The following is a 17,730-nucleotide window of genomic DNA, read 5'->3' on the forward strand; positions in this document are numbered from 1 at the left end:
CGGAGCGACGGGGTGCGCGGCGCGACCCAGTAGGCTGGAGCGCGCGCCCTCGTAGCTCAGTGGATAGAGCGGCGGACTCCTAAGCCGCGCGTCGGAGGTTCGATTCCTCTCGGGGGCACCCTCGTGCGGGCGTCAGGCCTGCGGCGCGTCCGGTTCGGCTCCGCCCGCGGAATAGGCGCGCGTCATCCTCACCAGCACCATCAGCCAGGCGAACAGGAGCCCCGCCGACATGAACTCCATGCCGGTGAGGTTGAAGTAGCCGATCGGGATCCACAGCACGATGGCCACGGCGATCCCGACCACGACCAGGCCGGTGAACACGATGAAGTCGCGGGGCACTCCCGGCACGCGGCGCAGCATCACCCCGACGAACACGGCGAAGACGACCACCATGCCCGAGGCGGCTCCCACGTGCACGGTGAAGTTGACGGCGTCGGGAACCAGCCCGACGACGGCCATCAGCAGACCGATCACGGCGAACAGCCAGCTGAGCAGGCGCACCACGCGTTCAGGTTCGCGCCCTCGCCGGCGCATCCCTTGCTCGATGTCATGCCCGAGGTAGTTCGCGAGCGCCGTGATGACGAGCCCCGCGATGATCAGCGCGAAGTTGAAACGGTTCGCCGTGGCGCCGATGGTGTTGCCCAGCTGTGAGAAGTGGAACTGCCACCACGTCTCGTCGGCGGAGACGAGCATCGACGCCATCGTGCCCGAGAACAGGACCAGAACGGCCAGCCCTGCCAAGCCCTCGGTGGTCACCCGCGCGCCGGCGAGCGACGCGATGTATGCAAGGGCCGCTGCGGCGGCGCCCGCCAGCAGCCCGCCACCGTATGCGTCGACGACCATGCCGCGGAAGCCGAGCTGGAACATGTGCGCGATGGCCGTGACCAGCAGGTATCCGAGCATCGCCATGCCCAGCGACATGGCGACGATGTCGATGACACGCTTGATCACCGGCAGCACGAGACGCCATGCCGCGTGCCCGCGGCGCATCTCGACGATGAAGGACGCCGCGAACGCCACGGCACCGAAACCGGCCGCACACCACGCGGCGAAGGCGCCGATCGAACCGGGCCCGGCCAGCGGCACGTGGCGGCCGGAGAAGACGATGGCTGTCGCGACCCCCGTCACGACGAACACGGCGATCGCGCTGAAGGTCGCGCGCGACTCGAGTTGTTCGGGCCTGCTGGCCGCGCCGGCGCGGCGCTCAGCCACACGCCCTTCTTCTGCGCTCACGGTGCCTCGCTCTTTCGTTCCGGCCGTGACGGCTCGTCGGTCGGGGGCAGGATGCCGCGCAGCAGCCGCTGCGCATCGCCCGGGACCGCGGGCGTCCGGCGCAGCACCCGGAGGATGATCACCCCGGTGATCGCGTCGACGAGGTCTGCGACATCCACCTCCGTGTCGAGCTGCCCTGCGGACTTCGCGTGCTCCAGCCGGGTGGCCAAGGCCGCCATCGCACCGTTGGCGTCGTCGAAGCGCCGGCCGACGGCCTCGTCTTCGGCCGCCGCCGCCATGAGATAGCGGATCGTCGCGGTCGCCACCGGGTCGCCCGCCAGGGCGAGCATCTTCTCCAGCCAGATCGCGAGGTCCTCGCGCAGGTCTCCGCCGTCGTCGGGCAGCGGAGCCTCGAGCTGCAGCATCCCCTCCATCAGGGCATCCGCGATCAGGTCGCTCTTCGACGACCACCAGCGGTAGATCGTCGGCTTGCCCACGTGCGCGGCGGCTGCGATGCCCTCGATCGTCAGGCGGTTCCAGCCGTGCATCACGAGTTGGTCGGCGGTCGCACGCAGGATCGCGACGCGGGCGCTCTCGCTGCGGACGGCCCCCGGCCCCCGATCGGTCATGGGATGACTGTAGCGTCGCCTATTCCGTTACGGAACGTTCCGTGATAGAAAACCAGCACGCCGGGTTCCTGATCCGGCGCGCAGCCCACAGCGACGAAGGAGTCGACATGGCAGACGGCATCCACGACACAGCAGAACTCGAGTACGACGTGATCGTGGTCGGCAGCGGAGCGGCGGCCTTCGCAGGCGCGCTCGGAGCGATCGACGAAGGGATGACGGTGCTCATGGTCGAGAGCACCGAGAAGTTCGGCGGCAACACGGCGATGAGCGGCGGCGGCCTGTGGCTGCCGAACAACCCGCTCATGCAGCGCGAAGGCGCGGCCGACTCGCGCGAAGAAGCACTCACCTACCTCGAAGAGACCATCGGCGAGCCCGGGCGGTCATCGAACCGGGCCCGCAAGGAGGCGTTCGTCGACGGCATCGCCGACTATGTGCTCACGACCGAGAAGTACGGCTTCCGCTGGGTGCGGGCGGCCGCCTACCCCGACTACTACCCCGAGCTGCCCGGCGGCAAGGTCGGCCGCTCGATCGAGCTCAAGCCGGTCGACGCGAAGGGCATAGGACGGTGGCGAAAGCTCTCCCGCGGCCTGCTCCCCTTCCCGATGATGAACACCGACATGTACCTGCTCGGGCGCCCGTGGTCGACGTGGTCCGGGTTCTGGGCGGGCGTGCGGCTCGTGTTCCGCACACTCGGCGGCCTCGTGCGCGGAAAGATCCTCGTCGGCATGGGCGCCGCGCTCGCGGCATCCCTCGCCCGCGCCGTCGTCGTCGACGGCGCGGTGCCCCTGTGGCTGAACTCCCCCGCTGAGCGCCTCGTCATGGACGGCGACCGCGTCGTCGGCGTCGAGGTACGCCGCGAGGGCACGCCGGTCACCGTGCGTGCCCGGCACGGCGTGCTGCTGGCCGCCGGCGGCTTCGACCAGGACAAGGAGCGCCGCAAGAAACTGCAGGGCGTCGAGGGCAACCCGGCCGGCTCTCCCGGTGCGTGGGGCAAGGGCATCGACATGGCGGTCGAAGCCGGCGCCGCGCTCGAATACATGGAGGACGCGTGGTGGGGCGCCACGGTCAAGCCCGTCGAGGGCGGACTCAGCTCGTTCATGGTCGGTGAGCGCTCGATGCCCTACTCGCTCATCGTCGACAAGGACGGCCGCCGCTTCGCCAACGAGTCGGAGTCGTACGTCGACCTCGGCCACCACATGCTCGAGCACGACGGCGCCGCGGGTCCGTACTGGTTCATCCTCGACGGGCGGTACACGAAGCGCTACTTCCTCACCTTCGGCGTCGACCCGAAGGCGAACAAGAAGATGGTGGCGCAGGGCATCCGGCAGACGGCGGACACCATCGACGAGCTGGCGGAGAAGATCGGGGTGGATGCCGCGAACCTGCGCGCCGAGATCGACAAGTTCAACGGCTTCGCCCGCACCGGACGAGACCAGGACTTCGCCCGCGGCGACTCCGCCTACGACCGGTACTACGGCGACCCGACGATCCACCCGAACAACAACCTGGCGCCCATCGAGAAGGGCCCCTTCACCGCCTATGAAACCGTCATCGGCGACCTCGGCACCAAGGGCGGCGTGGTCACCGACGAGCACGCCCGGGCCCTGCGCGAAGACGGCTCGGTGATCGAGGGCCTGTACTCGGCCGGCAACAACTCCGCCGCCGTCATGGGGCACACCTACCCGGGCCCCGGGTCGACCATCGGCCCCGCATCGGTGTTCGGGCTCATCGCCGCGCGGCACATGGCGGGAAGGCGGGCGTCTTCGACCGCGGCGGCGTCGGACGACGACGTCGCGGTCGACGCCGGCTGACATGCGCGAGCCGGTCAGGGGCGGATGCGCGCTCCTGACCGGCTCGACGTGTACGCGACGACCGACGGTCAGCGCCGACGCGACGGCCGCGGCACGATCCGCCCGCGCCGGTGTGCTGCCACCAGCATCCCCACCGAAATCACGACGCTGACCAGTACTGGCACGAGCGAGGCCTCGAGGCCGAAGGCACCGCCGGTCAGCAGTGCGGGGCCGTCGACCGTCGTGATCGCAAGACCCGGGTCGACGTGCCCCGACACGGGGATGCCGATGGCCTGCTCGATGCCGTTCCAGCTCGCGTGCAGCCCGATGACCAGCCACAGGCTGCGCCGCCAGAGGAACGCGGCGCCCATCAGGCCGCCCGCCTCGACGGCGATCGCGATCGAGCTCCACACCGTCGCACCCGGGTTCGCGCCGTGCACCACACCGAACAGCACCGCGGTGGCGGCCAGGGCGATCCTGCTGCCGCCGAGCTTCTCGATCGCCTGCTGGAACAGGCCGCGGAACAGCAGCTCCTCGGTGACCGCGCCACCGATCGCCACCGCGATCAGCTCGGGCAGTGCGGAGAGTCCCGCCGCGCCGTCGAACGTGAACCGGTAGCCGCCCAGCAGCGCGATCAGGCCCACCGAGATCACGAGGAAGCCGGCGCCGATCCCGCCCCCGATGAGCAGGTCGCGCCCCGCGTGGCGGGCGGCGAGCTCGGGGACGGCGCGCCCGGCGACGAAGCGCATCACCACCCAGTAGGCGACGAGCGCGAGCACCGTGCACAGCAGCGCGGGAACGGTGCCCGCCCCGACGAACAGCGACGCGGCACCGACGGCCACGAGCCCGATCACGAGCCAGACGAGAGGAAAGCGCAGAAGCCGGACGAGGGGCTTCTCGGAGGTCAGGGTTGTCATGTCACCGACGCTACGGATGGCCCCGGTGCGCGCGAATCCCGCGCGAGCGGACGATGTCCATCCCCCGCACGGGGGATGCAGCATCCCGTCACACGGCGTCACCGAACCCCGCCCGCATCGCCCCTGGCCTAGCCTGTGCGGGTGCGCCTGATTCAGTGGTGCCGATCCCGGCCGGGATGGGTGTGGGATGCCGCGGCCGCCGCCGCGCTCGCCGTGCTGGCCCTGCTGCCGGCGCTGCGCGCCTATGGCGTCGCGCTCGGCGAGCTGCCGACTGTGCCGTCCGACGCTCTGCACATCGTGCTGGTCTTCGCCCAGACGCTGCCGCTGGCAGCGCGACGGCGCGCTCCGGCCGCGGTGCTCGCGGTGATCGGTCTCGCCTTCGCGCTCGATCAGGCGCTCGCGTATCCGCCGTCGCCGGCGGGGCTCGGTGTGCTCGTCGCGTTGTACTCCGCCGGAGCGCACCAGCGGCGCGGGCGCGTGATCACCGTCTCGGCGGCCGCGGCTGCCTACGTCGCCCTCGCCGTCGTGCTGACGCAGCTGGGCTCGCGCGAGCGCCCGTGGGAGTTCGCGACGTTCGCGCTCGTGCTCGCCGCAGCCTGGGCTGCTGGCGACATCGTCCGGTTGCGGGCGGCATCCGCCCTCGCCGCCGCCGAACAACAGGCGCGGGATGCCGTCGTGCACGAGCGCGCACGGCTCGCGCGCGAACTGCACGACGTCGTCAGCCACCACGTGACAGGCATGGTCGTGCAGGCGGACGCCGCCGCGTTCGTCGCGTCCGACGACGGCCCCCTGCGGGAGCAGTGGGAGTTGATCGCCGCCGGGGGCCGGCGTGCGCTCACCGATCTGCGCGGTCTGCTCGAGGTGCTCGGAACAGATGCGGTGGCCTCTCCCGCGATCGGCTTACTGCACGACCTCGTCGACGACGCACGCCGGCGCGGGCAGCACGTGACACTGCGCGAAGAGGGAACACCGAATGGCTCGGACGAGCTGCGCCTCGCCGTGCACCGCCTCGTGCAAGAGGCGCTGACCAACGCGCTCAAGCACTCCCCCGGCGGCGCCACCGACATCGCGGTGCGCTGGGGCGAGGTAGAGGTGCACGCGCGGATCGTCACCCGCCCGGCGACTCTGCCCGTGCCGCGCCGCGTCGTGCCGGGCTCGGGCCGGGGCCTTGCCGGGCTGCGCGAGCGTGTGCACCGCCTCGGCGGCACCCTGCACACCGGGCCGGAGCCCGACGGACGTTTCGTCATGCAGGCGTCGATCCCCGTCGCCGACGCCCCTGCCCACGATACACCGCCCGCCGCCGCAAGGAGGCCGGCATGACGGCATCCCCTCCCGACACCACCCCCATTCGCGTCGTCATCGCCGACGATCAGGCTCTGATCCGCGCCGGCTATGCGACGATCCTGGGCGCGCAGCCCGACATCGAGGTCGTCGGCGAGGCCGAAGACGGCCGCGCGGCCGTCGATCTCGCGCAGCGGCTGCGCCCCGACGTCGTCGTGATGGACGTGCGGATGCCGCGGCTCGACGGCATCGCCGCGACCCGGCTGATCGCCGGCCCTGGCGTCGAGCACCCGGCCCGCGTGCTCGTGGTCACGACGTTCCAGCTCGATGAGTACGTGTACGAGGCGCTGCGCGCGGGCGCCAGCGGCTTCCTGTTGAAAGACGCCGGGCCGGCCCAGCTCATCGACGCGGTGCGCACGGTCGCCGCGGGCGACGCACTGCTCTCGCCCGCCGTGACCGGGGCCCTGCTCGGCCGCTTCGCCGACCGTGTGCGGCCCTCCGCGCCGCGTCCCGACGATGACCCGCGGCTCGCGCGGTTGACGCCGCGCGAGCTCGACGTGTTCGCCGCGATGGCGCGCGGCGACTCGAACGCCGAGATCGCCGAGGCGCTGGTCATCAGCCGCGAGACCGTGAAGACGTACGTGTCACGCATCCTGCTCAAGCTCGAACTGCGCGACCGGGTGCACGCCGTGGTCTACGCATATCGCAGCGGGCTGGCCGTTCCGGAGCGCTGAGACCGTGGCCGCCGTCAGCGGAAGATCCGCCGCACGAGGTTGACGTCGGCCAGGTCCAGCAGCTCGTCGCCGCGACCGCTCATCACGGTACGCAGCGCCCAGAGCGTGAAGCCCTTGGCCTGCGCGGCGGTGATCGCCGGCGGAATCGACAGCTCCTCACGCGCCACGACCACGTCGACCAGCGCGGCGCCGGGCACCGCGAACGCGCGCTGCAGGGCATCCTCCAACTCCGCCGGATCTTCCACGCGGATGCCGGTGATCCCCACCGAGGTGGCGACATCAGCGAAGTTCGGGTTGTGCAGGTCGGTTCCGAAGTTCAGGATGCCGGCGGCCTTCATCTCCAGTTCGACGAAGTTCAGCGACGAGTTGTTGAATACGACGATCTTCACGGGCAGGTCGTTCTGCGTGATCGAGATGAGATCGCCCATGAGCATGGCCAGTCCCCCGTCACCGGCGAGGGCGACGACCTGGCGCCCCGGGTCGGCACCCGCGGCGCCCAGCGCCTGCGGCATGGCGTTGGCCATCGAGCCGTGCACGAACGAGCCGAGCAGCATCCTCTCCTTCGTCATCCGCAGGTAGCGCGCGGCCCACACCACCGGCGTGCCGACATCGGCGGTGAACACGGCGTCCTCCGCAGCCAGCTCGTCGACCAGACGCGCGACGTATTGCGGATGGATCGGCTTCTTTCCGTCGGAGCTGGCCAGCCCGTCGAGCTCACGCCGCGTCTTCTGATAGTGCGCGACGCTGTCTTTCAGGTGCTTGCCTGCGCGGCCGTCGGAGATCAGCGGCAGCAGCGCCGCGGCCGTGCTGCGCACGTCGCCGACGAGACCCACGTCGACCGGGGTCCGCCTGCCGATCTGTGCGCCGCGCACGTCGACCTGGATGATCTTCGCCTTCTCGGGGAAGAACTGCCGGTAGGGGAAGTCGGTGCCCAGCATCAGCAGGGCGTCGCACTTGTCCATCGCGCGATAGCCCGACGCGAAGCCGAGCAGGCCCGTCATGCCGACGTCGTAGGGGTTGTCGTACTCGATGTGCGGCTTGCCGCGCAGTGCGTGCACGATGGGCGCCTGCAGCCTCTCCGCGAGCGCGAGCACCTCGGCGTGGGCGCCCTCGACGCCGGCGCCCGCGAGGATCGTGACCTTCTTCGCGCCGTTGAGGATCTCGGCGGCGGCGCGCAGCTCATCTTCGGCCGGCACCACGTGCGCGACCGACGCGCGGATCGGGGCCGACGGCCGCCGGTCGGGCGCGTTCTGGAAGAACACGTCGCCGGGCACCACGACCACGGCGACGCCGCGTTCGTTCACGGCCGCGCGCATCGCGTTCTCGAGCACCCAGGGGACCTGCGAGGCGTCGCTGACCAGCTCGCAGTAGACGCTGCACTCGCGGAACAGGGTCTCGGGGTGCGTCTCCTGGAAGTATCCGCTGCCGATCTCGGCGAGCGGGATGTGCGACGCGATCGCCAGGACCGGCACGCGCGAGCGCTGCGCATCGTAGAGGCCGTTGATGAAGTGCAGGTTGCCGGGCCCGCAGCTGCCGGCGACCACGGCCATCTCGCCGGTGAGCTCGGCTTCGGCACCGGCTGCGAATGCCGCGGACTCCTCGTGCCGCATGTGCATCCAGCGGATGCCGCCGTCGCGCCGCAGCGCCTCGGTGAAGGCGTTCAGCGAGTCACCGGGAAGCCCCCAGATGCGCTGCACGCCGGCGTTCTTCAGGGTCTGTACGAAAAGCTCGGCCACATTCGTCGACATGCCGCCAGAGTAGGCGGTGGATGCCGCGACCGCGAGGGGGTCTGCCGCCGTGTCGATACGGGATGAAGGGCATGTGAATCCTCTCAGAAACAGCGCGGAGGGTTGCATCTGGCCGCCGATGAGGGAATCGTGGCCGACTCAGCGTCCCTACCCCACCCCGACGGAAGGAGCACGCATGCTCACCCTGACCGAGAACGCCCAGACCGCGGTGAAGTCGATCGTCTCGAACGGCCCCGAGGCCGAGACGGCGGGACTCCGCATCCATGGCGGAGACGATGCCACCGCGGGTTTCGCGCTGTCTGTCGTGGCGGCACCGGAAGAGGCCGACACCGTCGTCGATGATGAAGGCGCCCGCGTCTTCCTCGATGAAGGAGCGGCCGCCGCCCTCGACGACCAGGTGCTCGACGCCCAGGTCGACGACACCGGCGGCGTGCGCTTCGGGTTGACCGCCCAGGTCTGACCGGGTGGGTGCGGCCAGTACTCCCGGGCCGCACCCTCTTCACTCAGCGTTCCTGCACGACGTAGGTGGCCGGGTCGTCGTCGGGCCGGGTGCCCCACGACGCGTCGGCCGCGACCGTGTCGCGGTCGAACCAGAACGCGTCGGCGACGGCGCGGATCTCTTCGGCGGCGTGCTCCTGCAGCAGCGTGAACGCGGCCAGCGCGTCACGCAGCTGCGCGGGGGTGCGCGCACCGACGAGCACGTTCGCGGTGATCGGGTTCAGCAGCGGCACGGCGACCGCCAGAGCTGCGACGGTGGTGTGCAGGGAGGCCGCGGCTTCGCGGATCTGCGCGACGCCGGCCGTGATGCGCGCCTGGGTGCCGCCGATGTCGCCGCCGATCATGCGGGCGGTGCCGTCGGTGCGCGGGCCGAAGATCAGCCCGCCCTCGAACACGTCGGACGCCTGCACGCGCACGCCGATCGCCTCGTGCAGTTCGCGGTACGGCGCGCCCTCAGCGATCGAGCGGCGGGTCAGTCCGTACTTCAGCTGCGCATAGTCGGGACCGGCGATGCCCGCGGCCCCGGCCTGCCCGGTGATCTCGGCGACCTCGGCGGCCGACCAGTTGTTCACCGCCCATGCGCGGGTCCTGCCGCTCAGCAGCAGCGGCGCCAGCTGCACAAGGAAGGCGGAGTAGTCGTCGCGCGGCGCCATGAGGTCGCCGAGGACGAGCACATCGGCGTAGTCGGTGTGCTGGCGCTCGAGCATCGCGTCCAGCTGCCGCGCGAACGTCGGCGCGTCGATGCCGGGCTGCGGCAGCCATGCCTTCACCGCGAGCCGGATATCCTCACGACGCGGCTTCAGCTGTGCCATCGCCCGGGCGAACACCATCTCGGTGGCGTCGGGGTCGGGGTCGTCGAGGTGCGGGCCGTAGATGCCCACGTCGAAGGTCGTGACCCCGGCATCCATCGCCGCCCGCAGCGTCTGCACGACGGTGTCGTACGCGGCGCGGTCCCAGGTGTTCCACGATCCGAGGGCGAGTTCGGAGACCGTGATGCCGGTCGGGCCTGTCGTGCGGGTGGGGATGGTCATGCGGGTTCCTCTCTGAACAACGCGCGTCATCGTTCGATATTTCTCCAATCGTAGACAATAACTCCGGGTCAGCGGAAGTCCCGCGAGTGGTGTGTCACCCCCACCCGCAGGTCTTCGAACGCGTCGGCCAGCAGGTTGACCACGCCCTCCTCCGAGCGCTCGACGATGCCGCGCACGATCAGGGCCGGCGCATCGCGCACGGTGCGCCGGTAGCGCGTCCACACGCCGGTCGTGCAGATCACGTTGACGATGCCGTGCTCGTCCTCGAGGTTGAGGAAGGTGACGCCGGATGCCGTCGCCGGCCGCTGCCGGTGGGTCACCAGCCCCGCCACCTCGACGCGTCGGCCGACCTCGTGCGTGCGCAGCTCGCGCGAGGTGAGGACCCCGCGGGCGTCCAGCGGCGCGCGGAAGTGCGTGAGCGGATGGTCGTCGGTCGACACCCCGGTCGCCCACAGGTCGGCCGCCAGCCGCTCGTAGCTCGACGGGTCGCCGAACAGCGGCGGCTGCACCGACACCATCGAGTCGGGCAGGTACTCGGCCCGGTCCTGTGCGGCGGAACCCGCCAGCCAGATCGCCTCGCGCCGGGTCAGCCCCAGGCATTCGAACGCGCCTGCGGTGGCCAGGGCCTCGAGCTGCGCGGTGTTCACGCCCACCCGGCGCACGAGGTCGCGCAGATCGCGGTAGCGACCGTGCGCGTCGCGCTCGGCGACGATCTTCGCGGCAAGGTCGTCGCCGATCCCCTTCACCGCAGCCAGCCCCAGCCGCACGGCGAACGCCCCGTCGCGCCGGTGCGCGGCCGACTCGTCGGGCGCGTCGATGTCGAAGTCGCCCGTCGGGCTCTGATGGCGGTCAAGGCACGAATCCATGCCGGTGACCGTCCTGTCGTCGGCCCGCTCGACCACCGGATCGGCCCCCGACAGGTGCAGGTCGGGGCGGCGCACCTCGACGCCGTGCCGGCGCGCGTCGGCCACGAGGGTCGCCGGCGAGTAGAACCCCATCGGCTGGGCACGCAGCAGCCCCGCGAGGAACGCGGCCGGGTAGTGCAGCTTCAGCCACGACGACGCGTACACGAGCAGCCCGAACGAGAGGGAGTGCGACTCGGCGAAACCGAAGTTCGCGAACGCCTGGATCTTCGCGTAGATGGCGTCTGCGGCATCCCCCACCAGCCCGTTGGCCGCCATGCCCTCGTACAGCTTCGTCTTCAGCGACTCGATGCGCTCGACGCCCCGCTTGGAGCCCATCGCGCGCCGCAGCAGGTCGGCGTCTTCGCCGGAGAGCCCGCCGACGGCCATGCCCATCTGCATAAGCTGTTCCTGGAACACCGGCACCCCCAGCGTGCGCGCCAGCACAGGCTCGAGCTTCGGGTGCGCGTAGGTGACCGGCTCGCGTCCGAGCTTGCGGCGCACATACGGGTGCACGGCGCCGCCCTGGATCGGCCCCGGCCGGATCAGCGCGATCTCGATGACGAGGTCGTAGAACCTCCGGGGCTGCAGGCGCGGCAGCAGCCCCATCTGCGCGCGCGACTCGACCTGGAACACCCCGATCGAGTCGGCCCGGCACAGCATGTCGTAGACGGCCTTCTCCTCCTTGGGGATCGTGGCCAGCTCCCACTCCTCCCCCGTGGAGGTGCGGATGAGGTCGAAGGTGTGCTGCAGGGCCGCCAGCATCCCCAGCCCCAGCAGGTCGAACTTGACCAGGCCCATCCAGGCGGCATCGTCCTTGTCCCATTGGATGACGGTGCGCCCCTCCATGCGCGCGTGCTCGATGGGCACGACCTCGCCGACGGGCCGCTCGGTGAGCACCATGCCGCCGGAGTGGATGCCCAGGTGCCGCGGGGCCTTCAGCAGCTCTTCCGCATATTCGACGACCTGATCGGGGATGTCGTGGCCGGTGTCGGTGGAAAGGCTCGCCCCCCACCTCTCGACCTGTTTCGACCAGGCGTCCTGCTGACCCGGCGAATAGCCGAGCGCGCGCGCCATGTCGCGGATCGCGTTCTTGGGCCGGTACTGGATGACGTTGCACACCTGCGCGGCCCGCTCGCGGCCATACTGCGCATAGACCCATTGGATGATCTCCTCGCGGCGGTCGGAATCGAAGTCGACGTCGATGTCGGGCTCTTCTTCACGCAGGCTCGACAGGAACCGCTCGAACGGCAGCTCGTACGCGATGGCGTCGACCGCGGTGATGTCGAGCAGATAGCAGACGGCACTGTTGGCGGCAGAGCCACGACCCTGGCAGAGGATGCCGCGGCCCCGCGCCTCTTGCACGATGCCGTGCACGATGAGGAAATAGCCCGGGAAGTCCTTCTGCTCGATGACGTCGAGCTCGTGGGCGATGCGCTCGCGGTCTTCGGGCCGCAGCTCGGGGTACTTGCGCGGCACGGCGCCCCACACCAGCTGCCGCAGGTGCGACATGGGCGTGTGCCCATCGGGCACCGGCAGCTTCGGCAGGGCGGGCTTGGCCATGCGCAGCGGAAAGGCCAGCTCGTCGGCGAGCGCCACGGTGCGCGCGACCGCGCCCGGGTAGCGCGCGAACCGGCGGGCCATCTCGGCGCCGCTGCGCAGGTGGGCGCTCGCGTGCGAGGGCAGCCAGCCGTCGAGCTCGTCCATGCTGCGGTTCGCACGCACGGCCGCCACCGCCGCCGCCAGCAGCCGGCGCTGCGGCTGGGCGTAGTGCACGTTGTTCGTGACGATCGTCGGCAGTCCGCGCTCGGCGGCCAGGCCCGCGAGCAGGTCGTTGATCGTGGAGTCGAGCGGCTCGCCGTGGTCGATGAGCTCGACGTACACGTTGTCGTGGCCGAACAGGGCCGTCAGCCGATCGAGCTCGGCGGCCGCGGCATCCACGCCCCCCGTCAGCGCCGTGTCGGCCAGCGCGCGCCGCACGGCACCCTTGCGGCAGCCGGTGAGGATCGCCCAGTGCCCCTCTGCCTGCGCGGCGAGCTCGTCGAGGTCGTAGACCGGGCGCCCCTTCTCGGCCCCCTGCAACTGGGCGTGCGTGAGAGCGGCGGCCAGGCGGTGGTAGCCCTCCAGCCCGCGCGCGAGCACGAGCAAGTGTGCGCCCGCGGGATCGGCCTCGCCCTTCTGCGGCTTCGGAAGCTCGAGCGACAGCTCGGCGCCGTACACGGTCTTCAGTTGCCGCTCGGCGGCGGCCTCGGCGAAGCGCACGACGCCGTAGAACCCGTCATGGTCGGTGATCGCCAGGGCATGCAGGCCGAGCCGCTCGGCCTCTTCGACGAGTTCTTCGGGCGACGACGCCCCGTCGAGGAAGGAGAACGACGAGTGCGCGTGCAGCTCGGCGTAGGGCACGGCATCGGCCGGGCGGGCGATGGGCGGCGGCACGTACGGGCCGCGCTTGTGCGACCAGGCAGGGCTGTCGCCGCCGTCGGCGTCGGCCGGTACGGGGCGCGGGCGGCGGCGGTCGCTGAGGACGCGCTCGATCTCGGACCACGGCACGGAAGGGTTGTCGAAGCCCATCAGCGCGGCCTTCTTCTGTGCGCGGTGGCGCTAGTCATACCGCGCCTCCGCCGCCCAGCGGCCGCCCTCGCACACGAGCAGCCAGGCGTTCTGCTCGGCATCCACGACCTGGAACCGGTGCGCACGCCGGGCACGGGCGGCATCCCATCCCCGTTCGTCGACCGTCCACGGGCCGGCCCACGACACGATCTCGCGCCACCGGCCGGCCTCGGTCAGCCGCGCGGGCGGGGCGCTGAGCTCTCCGCGGTCGTCGACCTCGACGACCAGCCCCGTCTGCGAGACGACGTCGACCGGCTGCGGCTGCGGGAACACCGTCGCGGGTGCGGGCGGCGGGAGGCTCCCCGGCCAGGGACGGGCACGCTCGGTCGCCACGGCGCGGTCGCCACGATCGCCCCACGGCACGAGCACCTGCCGTTCGGTCAGCCACCGGCCGCCGCCGACCGCCGGGGTCAGAACCCCGCGGTGCCCGAGCATCGCCTGCACGCGCGAGAGCGCATGGTGCACGCGTTCGTCGGGGCCGGAGCCGAAGATCGCCGGTCTGTGGGCGGATGCGGCATCCACCGCCTCTGGATGCAGCCGCACGAGCGTCACCCCGCTGCGCAGCACCCGGTTCTGCGCATCTTCGGCCAGCTGCCAGCGCACCCGGTCGATGACCGACGCCGCATCGAACGAGCGCGGATGCAGCCACACCCGATCGCTGCGCTCACCGCGATCTCCGGTCAGCTCGACGCGCAGCTCGGTGCACACGAGGTCGGTCGCACCCAGACCCGCGATGAACTCGTCGGCGGCGATGCGCATGCCGAACGCGACCTGCTCGGCAGCCTCGACGGCCGGCTCGAACGCGACCTCGCGGTCGAGCTCGGGCGGCGGCGTGCGCGGCTGCACCGGCCGCGAATCGGCCCCGCCCGCCAGCTCGTGCAGCCGCTGCCCGGCCGGCCCGAACCGGTCGCGCACGAGGCCGGCGTCGAGTGCGGCGAACGCCCCCAGCGTGTGCACGCCGAGGCGGCTGAGCAGGTGGGCCAGCCCGTCGTCTTGCAGGGTCGTCACCGGCAGCGGCGCGAGGAAGGCCGCCGCCCCGCCCGCCGGCACTATGCGCACGGGCTTGTCGGCGGTCGTCGTGCGCGCGGCCTGCTCGGCGGTGAACGGCCCGTCGGCGACGGCCGCGCGCACGCCGGGCAGCTCCTCACCCTCGGCGAGCACGTCGAGGATCTCGCAGGCGGCCTCATTCTCGCCCCCATAGAAGCGTGCGGGCCCCTGTGCGCGCAGCGCGCACAGCCCCGGGCGGATGATCTGCACCCCGGGCACCAGCTGCTCGATGCGCGAGACCACCGGCGAGAACTCCCGGGCGTCGCGATCGTCGTCGGCCGGTACGATCTCCAGCCGCGGGCAGCGCCCCTGCGCGTCGCGCCGCCGCTGCCCGCGCCGCACGCCCTCGACGCGAGCACCCGCCGAGCAGGCGACCACGGTGTTCGCGTGCACGATCGCCAGGGGTGCGGCATCCGCCCCCTCTGCCCCGCGCTGCCGGTGCAGCGCCGTCACCGGCCAGTCGGGGAACCACAGCACCAGGCTGCGCATCAGCCCACCGCCCGCATCGGCACCGGCGCCGCGGTCGGTACCGCCGACAAGCCGCCGGTCTCATCGGGCAGCACGAGCCGGGCGCGGCGCGGCACCGCCTGGCGCCTGCTCGTGACGCTGACCGTCAGCACGCGCCGCTGCAGGAAGCCGTGTCCGTCGCCCACACCCGTCCACTCCGAGGCGTCGACGGCGATGGATGCCTCGGCCTGAGGCCACACGCCCTGGACAAGCAGCACCCCGCCGCGATCGCGCAGCCGCGCCGACAGCCGCGCCACGTCGCCCGGGGTCACCCGCCCGCCCGGACGCACCGCGACCACCGGCAGCACATCGGCGACGGTCGCCGTGACCGCGAGCCAGCGCGCCCCCGGATCGGGGATCAGCACGACCCGCGACAGATCGACCCCGAGCTGCTCGGCCGCCTCGGCACCGAGCTCGGGCATCCCCACCACACCGCACCAGGAGCCCTCCTGCGACGGCCGGGCCAGCAGCGCCAGCAGCAGCGAGGCCGACGGCGCCACCGTGTACGCGGCGCCCGCCCGCAGGCCGCCGCCCGGCAGGAGCGAGGCGAGGCTCGGCAGTGTGGGCAGGACCGCGGCGCCGAGCCGGCGCCCCTGCACCCGCTCGAGTTGCGCGCGCAGAAGCGAGATCTCCTGCGCTGTCGCAGCACCTGCCGACATGATCGCCCCCACTTCCTCATTCTAGAACGCATGTTCTAGGCGGTCAATGCAGGAACGACGATAGACGCCCCCTCCGACATCCGAAACACGTCGATCCGTGGGCTATGTTCGACAGTCAGCGCGCGGTGCGGGCCGCGGCATCCCCCGCCCGCAGGCCCTCCTCGAACGCGGCGACCGCGTTCAGCCCGGCCGTGTTCCGCGCGCCGCCGACGACCGAGTGCGGGATGCCGCGGGCCGCGAGCTCCGCGGCGAGCCCCGCGCGCGGCGTCTGTCCCGCCGCCACGATGACGGTGTCGGCCCCGACGAGCTCTTCGGCGCCGTCCACCGTGATGCGCACGCCGCCGGGTTCGACCGCCCGATACTCGACCCCCGTGAGCGTGCGCACCCCGCGCCGCCGGATCGCCTGCACCGCCGCCCAGCGCGTCGTCACGCCCATGCCCGCGCCGATCGGCCCGTGCCGGCGCATGATGGTGATCTGCCGGCGCGGCGGCGGCAGTGTTCCCGCGCGCAGACCGTGCTCGACCAAGAAGTCCGAAGCGCCGTCTTCGACGAGCAGGTGCGCAAGGTCCACGGCGATCCCGCCGGCGCCGATGACCGCAACCCGCTCCCCCACCCGCGACACATCGGCGAAGGCCTGCGCATAGTCGAGCGCCCGCTCGACGCCCGGCAGCTCGACCCGGCGCGGCACGACGCCGGTCGCGACGATCACGTGGTCGAACCCCGCGACCTCCTCCAGCCCCGCCGCATGCCCGAGCCGCACCTCGACGCCCGTCTCGTCGAGCAGGTGCGCGAACGACCGTGCGACCAGGGCGAAGTCTCCCTTGCCGGGTACGGCGCCCGCCAGCAGGAACTGCCCGCCGATCTCGGGCGCCTCGTCGAACAGCGTCACCCGCGCACCGGCGAAGGCGGCGGCGCGTGCCGCTTCCATGCCGGCGGGCCCCGCACCGACGACCGCGACCCGCCGTGAGGAGGGGCGGGATGCCGCCACCAGCGGAAACCCGATCTCCCGCCCCGCCCGCGGGTTGACCATGCACGAGACCGGCTCGACACCGAGCGACCGGTCGATGCAGGCCTCGTTGCAGCCGATGCACAGCGTCACCGAGGCCTCGCGGCCGGCGAACGACGCCGCCACGATGTGCGGGTCAGCCAGGAACGGCCGCGCCATCGACACGATGTCGGCCTCGCCCGCCGCGAGCACCCGCTCGGCCTGCTCCAGGGTGTTGATGCGGTTCGACGCGATGACAGGCACCGCGCCCGCGAGCCCACCGGCCGCAGAGGCCGACGCCAGCGCCGCCCGGATCCGCCCCGCCACCGGCGTGAACGCCCCGTGCGGCACCATCGACTGCACGGTGGGCACCCGCGCCTCGTGCCAGCCGACGCCCACGTCGATCGCATCGGCACCGGCCTGCACGAACGCGACCGCCAGCGCATCGACCTCGTCGGGCGTCGACGAGCCCTCGACGAGATCGGCACCCGACATCCGCACGATCACCGGCGCGGCGCCGACCGCATCGCGCACCGCGCGGGTCACCGCGACCGGAAAGGCGCGCCGCCGCGCGGCATCCCCTCCCCACGTGTCGTCGCGCCGGTTGGTGACCGGCGAGGCGAACTGATTGAGCAGATACCCCTCCGACGACATGATCTCGACGCCGTCGAATCCAAGCTCGACCGCGATACGCCCGGCACGGGCGAAGTCATCGATGGTCGCGGCGATCCCCGCGTCGTCGAGCGCCTCGGGCGTCGCGTCCGAGAACCGGCTGTACACGGCCGACGGCGCCACCGGTGTGAGCCCGAACGCCGCGGGCGACGCATAGCGCCCCGCATGGAACAGCTGCAGCGCGATGCGTCCGCCGGCGTCGTGCACGGCATCCACCACCGTCCGCCACGGCGTGGCGTGCGCCGGCTCGGCGATGATCCCGTAGCCGACCCCGCCCGCGCCCACGCGGCTGACCGCGGCGCCGCCCGTGATGATGAGGGCGGCCCCGCCTCGCGCGCGCTCCGCGTAGAACGCGGCGAGCGCGGCCGGGTCACCCGTCTCGCGGTTCAGGTGCATCGACCCCATCACGATGCGATGCGGCAGCGTCAGCGCGCCGACCCGCACCGGCGTGCGCACGGACGGATAGCGTGCCGCGGTGGACGGAAGAGGGATGGATGCCACGGCCCGG

General features: G+C 71.9%; 13 protein-coding genes and 1 tRNA gene. 5 read left to right on the forward strand and 9 right to left on the reverse strand.

The features are described from left to right. The first annotated feature begins 45 nt into the window (after positions 1 to 45). Positions 46 to 118: transfer RNA gene (locus ABMQ42_RS08090), tRNA-Arg, on the forward strand. 14 nt (positions 119 to 132) lie between these two features. On the opposite strand, the gene ABMQ42_RS08095 is transcribed toward ABMQ42_RS08090, so the two are convergent. Continuing rightward, a complete protein-coding gene (locus ABMQ42_RS08095; protein WP_349722418.1) occupies positions 133 to 1,212 on the reverse strand; it encodes a DUF998 domain-containing protein in 1,080 nt (359 codons plus the stop codon). A 17-nt stretch (positions 1,213 to 1,229) separates the two neighbouring features. After that, positions 1,230 to 1,841 (reverse strand): TetR/AcrR family transcriptional regulator, encoded by a 612-nt coding sequence (locus ABMQ42_RS08100; protein ID WP_349722419.1) that lies wholly within the window; start codon positions 1,839 to 1,841, stop codon positions 1,230 to 1,232. A gap of 107 nt (positions 1,842 to 1,948) precedes the next feature. Between ABMQ42_RS08100 and ABMQ42_RS08105 the strand changes: the two genes are divergently transcribed. Continuing rightward, positions 1,949 to 3,652, forward strand: a complete 1,704-nt coding sequence (locus tag ABMQ42_RS08105; protein ID WP_349722420.1) for an FAD-binding protein — start codon at positions 1,949 to 1,951, stop codon at positions 3,650 to 3,652. 68 nt (positions 3,653 to 3,720) lie between these two features. Here ABMQ42_RS08105 and ABMQ42_RS08110 read toward each other — a convergent pair whose 3' ends face one another. Beyond that, positions 3,721 to 4,548 carry a CPBP family intramembrane glutamic endopeptidase gene (locus ABMQ42_RS08110; protein WP_349722422.1) on the reverse strand — a complete coding sequence of 276 codons (828 nt, stop codon included), beginning with the start codon at positions 4,546 to 4,548 and terminating at the stop codon, positions 3,721 to 3,723. A 141-nt stretch (positions 4,549 to 4,689) separates the two neighbouring features. Here ABMQ42_RS08110 and ABMQ42_RS08115 point away from each other — a divergent pair, with 141 nt between their 5' ends. After that, on the forward strand, positions 4,690 to 5,868 hold the full coding sequence (locus tag ABMQ42_RS08115) for a sensor histidine kinase (protein WP_349722424.1): 1,179 nt from the start codon (positions 4,690 to 4,692) through the stop codon (positions 5,866 to 5,868). Then, a complete protein-coding gene (locus ABMQ42_RS08120; RefSeq protein WP_349722425.1) occupies positions 5,865 to 6,563 on the forward strand; it encodes a response regulator in 699 nt (232 codons plus the stop codon). Before ABMQ42_RS08115 ends, ABMQ42_RS08120 begins: the two co-directional genes overlap by 4 nt. Before the next feature lie 14 nt (positions 6,564 to 6,577). Here ABMQ42_RS08120 and poxB read toward each other — a convergent pair whose 3' ends face one another. Next, the gene (gene poxB, locus ABMQ42_RS08125; RefSeq protein ID WP_349722426.1) at positions 6,578 to 8,311 is read right to left on the reverse strand and encodes a ubiquinone-dependent pyruvate dehydrogenase; all 1,734 of its coding nucleotides are present in this window, start codon (positions 8,309 to 8,311) and stop codon (positions 6,578 to 6,580) included. A gap of 175 nt (positions 8,312 to 8,486) precedes the next feature. On the opposite strand from poxB, the gene ABMQ42_RS08130 reads away from it, so the two are divergent. After that, positions 8,487 to 8,771, forward strand: a complete 285-nt coding sequence (locus ABMQ42_RS08130) for a Fe-S cluster assembly protein HesB (RefSeq protein WP_349722427.1) — start codon at positions 8,487 to 8,489, stop codon at positions 8,769 to 8,771. Between the two features lie 43 nt (positions 8,772 to 8,814). Here ABMQ42_RS08130 and ABMQ42_RS08135 read toward each other — a convergent pair whose 3' ends face one another. The 5 genes from ABMQ42_RS08135 to ABMQ42_RS08155 all read right to left on the reverse strand — a co-directional run bounded on the left by ABMQ42_RS08135 (position 8,815) and on the right by ABMQ42_RS08155 (position 17,723). Beyond that, positions 8,815 to 9,840, reverse strand: coding sequence for an aldo/keto reductase (locus ABMQ42_RS08135; protein ID WP_349722428.1), 1,026 nt, complete (start codon positions 9,838 to 9,840; stop codon positions 8,815 to 8,817). Between the two features lie 68 nt (positions 9,841 to 9,908). Further along, the gene (locus tag ABMQ42_RS08140) at positions 9,909 to 13,313 is read right to left on the reverse strand and encodes an error-prone DNA polymerase (RefSeq protein ID WP_349722429.1); all 3,405 of its coding nucleotides are present in this window, start codon (positions 13,311 to 13,313) and stop codon (positions 9,909 to 9,911) included. Positions 13,314 to 13,343: 30 nt separating this feature from the next. After that, complete coding sequence (locus ABMQ42_RS08145; RefSeq protein WP_349722430.1) at positions 13,344 to 14,888, reverse strand: Y-family DNA polymerase; 1,545 nt, start codon at positions 14,886 to 14,888, stop codon at positions 13,344 to 13,346. Then, positions 14,888 to 15,577 carry a DnaE2-dependent mutagenesis accessory factor ImuA' gene (imuA', locus tag ABMQ42_RS08150; RefSeq protein WP_349722431.1) on the reverse strand — a complete coding sequence of 230 codons (690 nt, stop codon included), beginning with the start codon at positions 15,575 to 15,577 and terminating at the stop codon, positions 14,888 to 14,890. The genes ABMQ42_RS08145 and imuA' overlap by 1 nt, the downstream gene beginning before the upstream one ends. Before the next feature lie 103 nt (positions 15,578 to 15,680). Further along, on the reverse strand, positions 15,681 to 17,723 hold the full coding sequence (locus ABMQ42_RS08155) for an oxidoreductase (RefSeq protein WP_349722433.1): 2,043 nt from the start codon (positions 17,721 to 17,723) through the stop codon (positions 15,681 to 15,683). Between the last annotated feature and the right edge of the window lie 7 nt (positions 17,724 to 17,730).

This window comes from Microbacterium sp. KR10-403 (assembly GCF_040196215.1).
Classification (GTDB): Bacteria; Actinomycetota; Actinomycetes; order Actinomycetales; family Microbacteriaceae; genus Microbacterium.

What these genes read in the sequence shown, in the direction of transcription:
- ABMQ42_RS08100 (WP_349722419.1), bottom strand. Translation starts at nt 1,841, where the DNA reads ATGACCGATCGGGGGCCGGGGGCCGTCCGCAGCGAGAGCGCCCGCGTC.
- ABMQ42_RS08105 (WP_349722420.1), top strand. Translation starts at nt 1,949, where the DNA reads ATGGCAGACGGCATCCACGACACAGCAGAACTCGAGTACGACGTGATC.
- ABMQ42_RS08110 (WP_349722422.1), bottom strand. Translation starts at nt 4,548, where the DNA reads ATGACAACCCTGACCTCCGAGAAGCCCCTCGTCCGGCTTCTGCGCTTT.
- ABMQ42_RS08120 (WP_349722425.1), top strand. Translation starts at nt 5,865, where the DNA reads ATGACGGCATCCCCTCCCGACACCACCCCCATTCGCGTCGTCATCGCC.
- poxB (WP_349722426.1), bottom strand. Translation starts at nt 8,311, where the DNA reads ATGTCGACGAATGTGGCCGAGCTTTTCGTACAGACCCTGAAGAACGCC.
- ABMQ42_RS08130 (WP_349722427.1), top strand. Translation starts at nt 8,487, where the DNA reads ATGCTCACCCTGACCGAGAACGCCCAGACCGCGGTGAAGTCGATCGTC.
- ABMQ42_RS08135 (WP_349722428.1), bottom strand. Translation starts at nt 9,840, where the DNA reads ATGACCATCCCCACCCGCACGACAGGCCCGACCGGCATCACGGTCTCC.
- ABMQ42_RS08140 (WP_349722429.1), bottom strand. Translation starts at nt 13,313, where the DNA reads ATGGGCTTCGACAACCCTTCCGTGCCGTGGTCCGAGATCGAGCGCGTC.
- ABMQ42_RS08145 (WP_349722430.1), bottom strand. Translation starts at nt 14,888, where the DNA reads ATGCGCAGCCTGGTGCTGTGGTTCCCCGACTGGCCGGTGACGGCGCTG.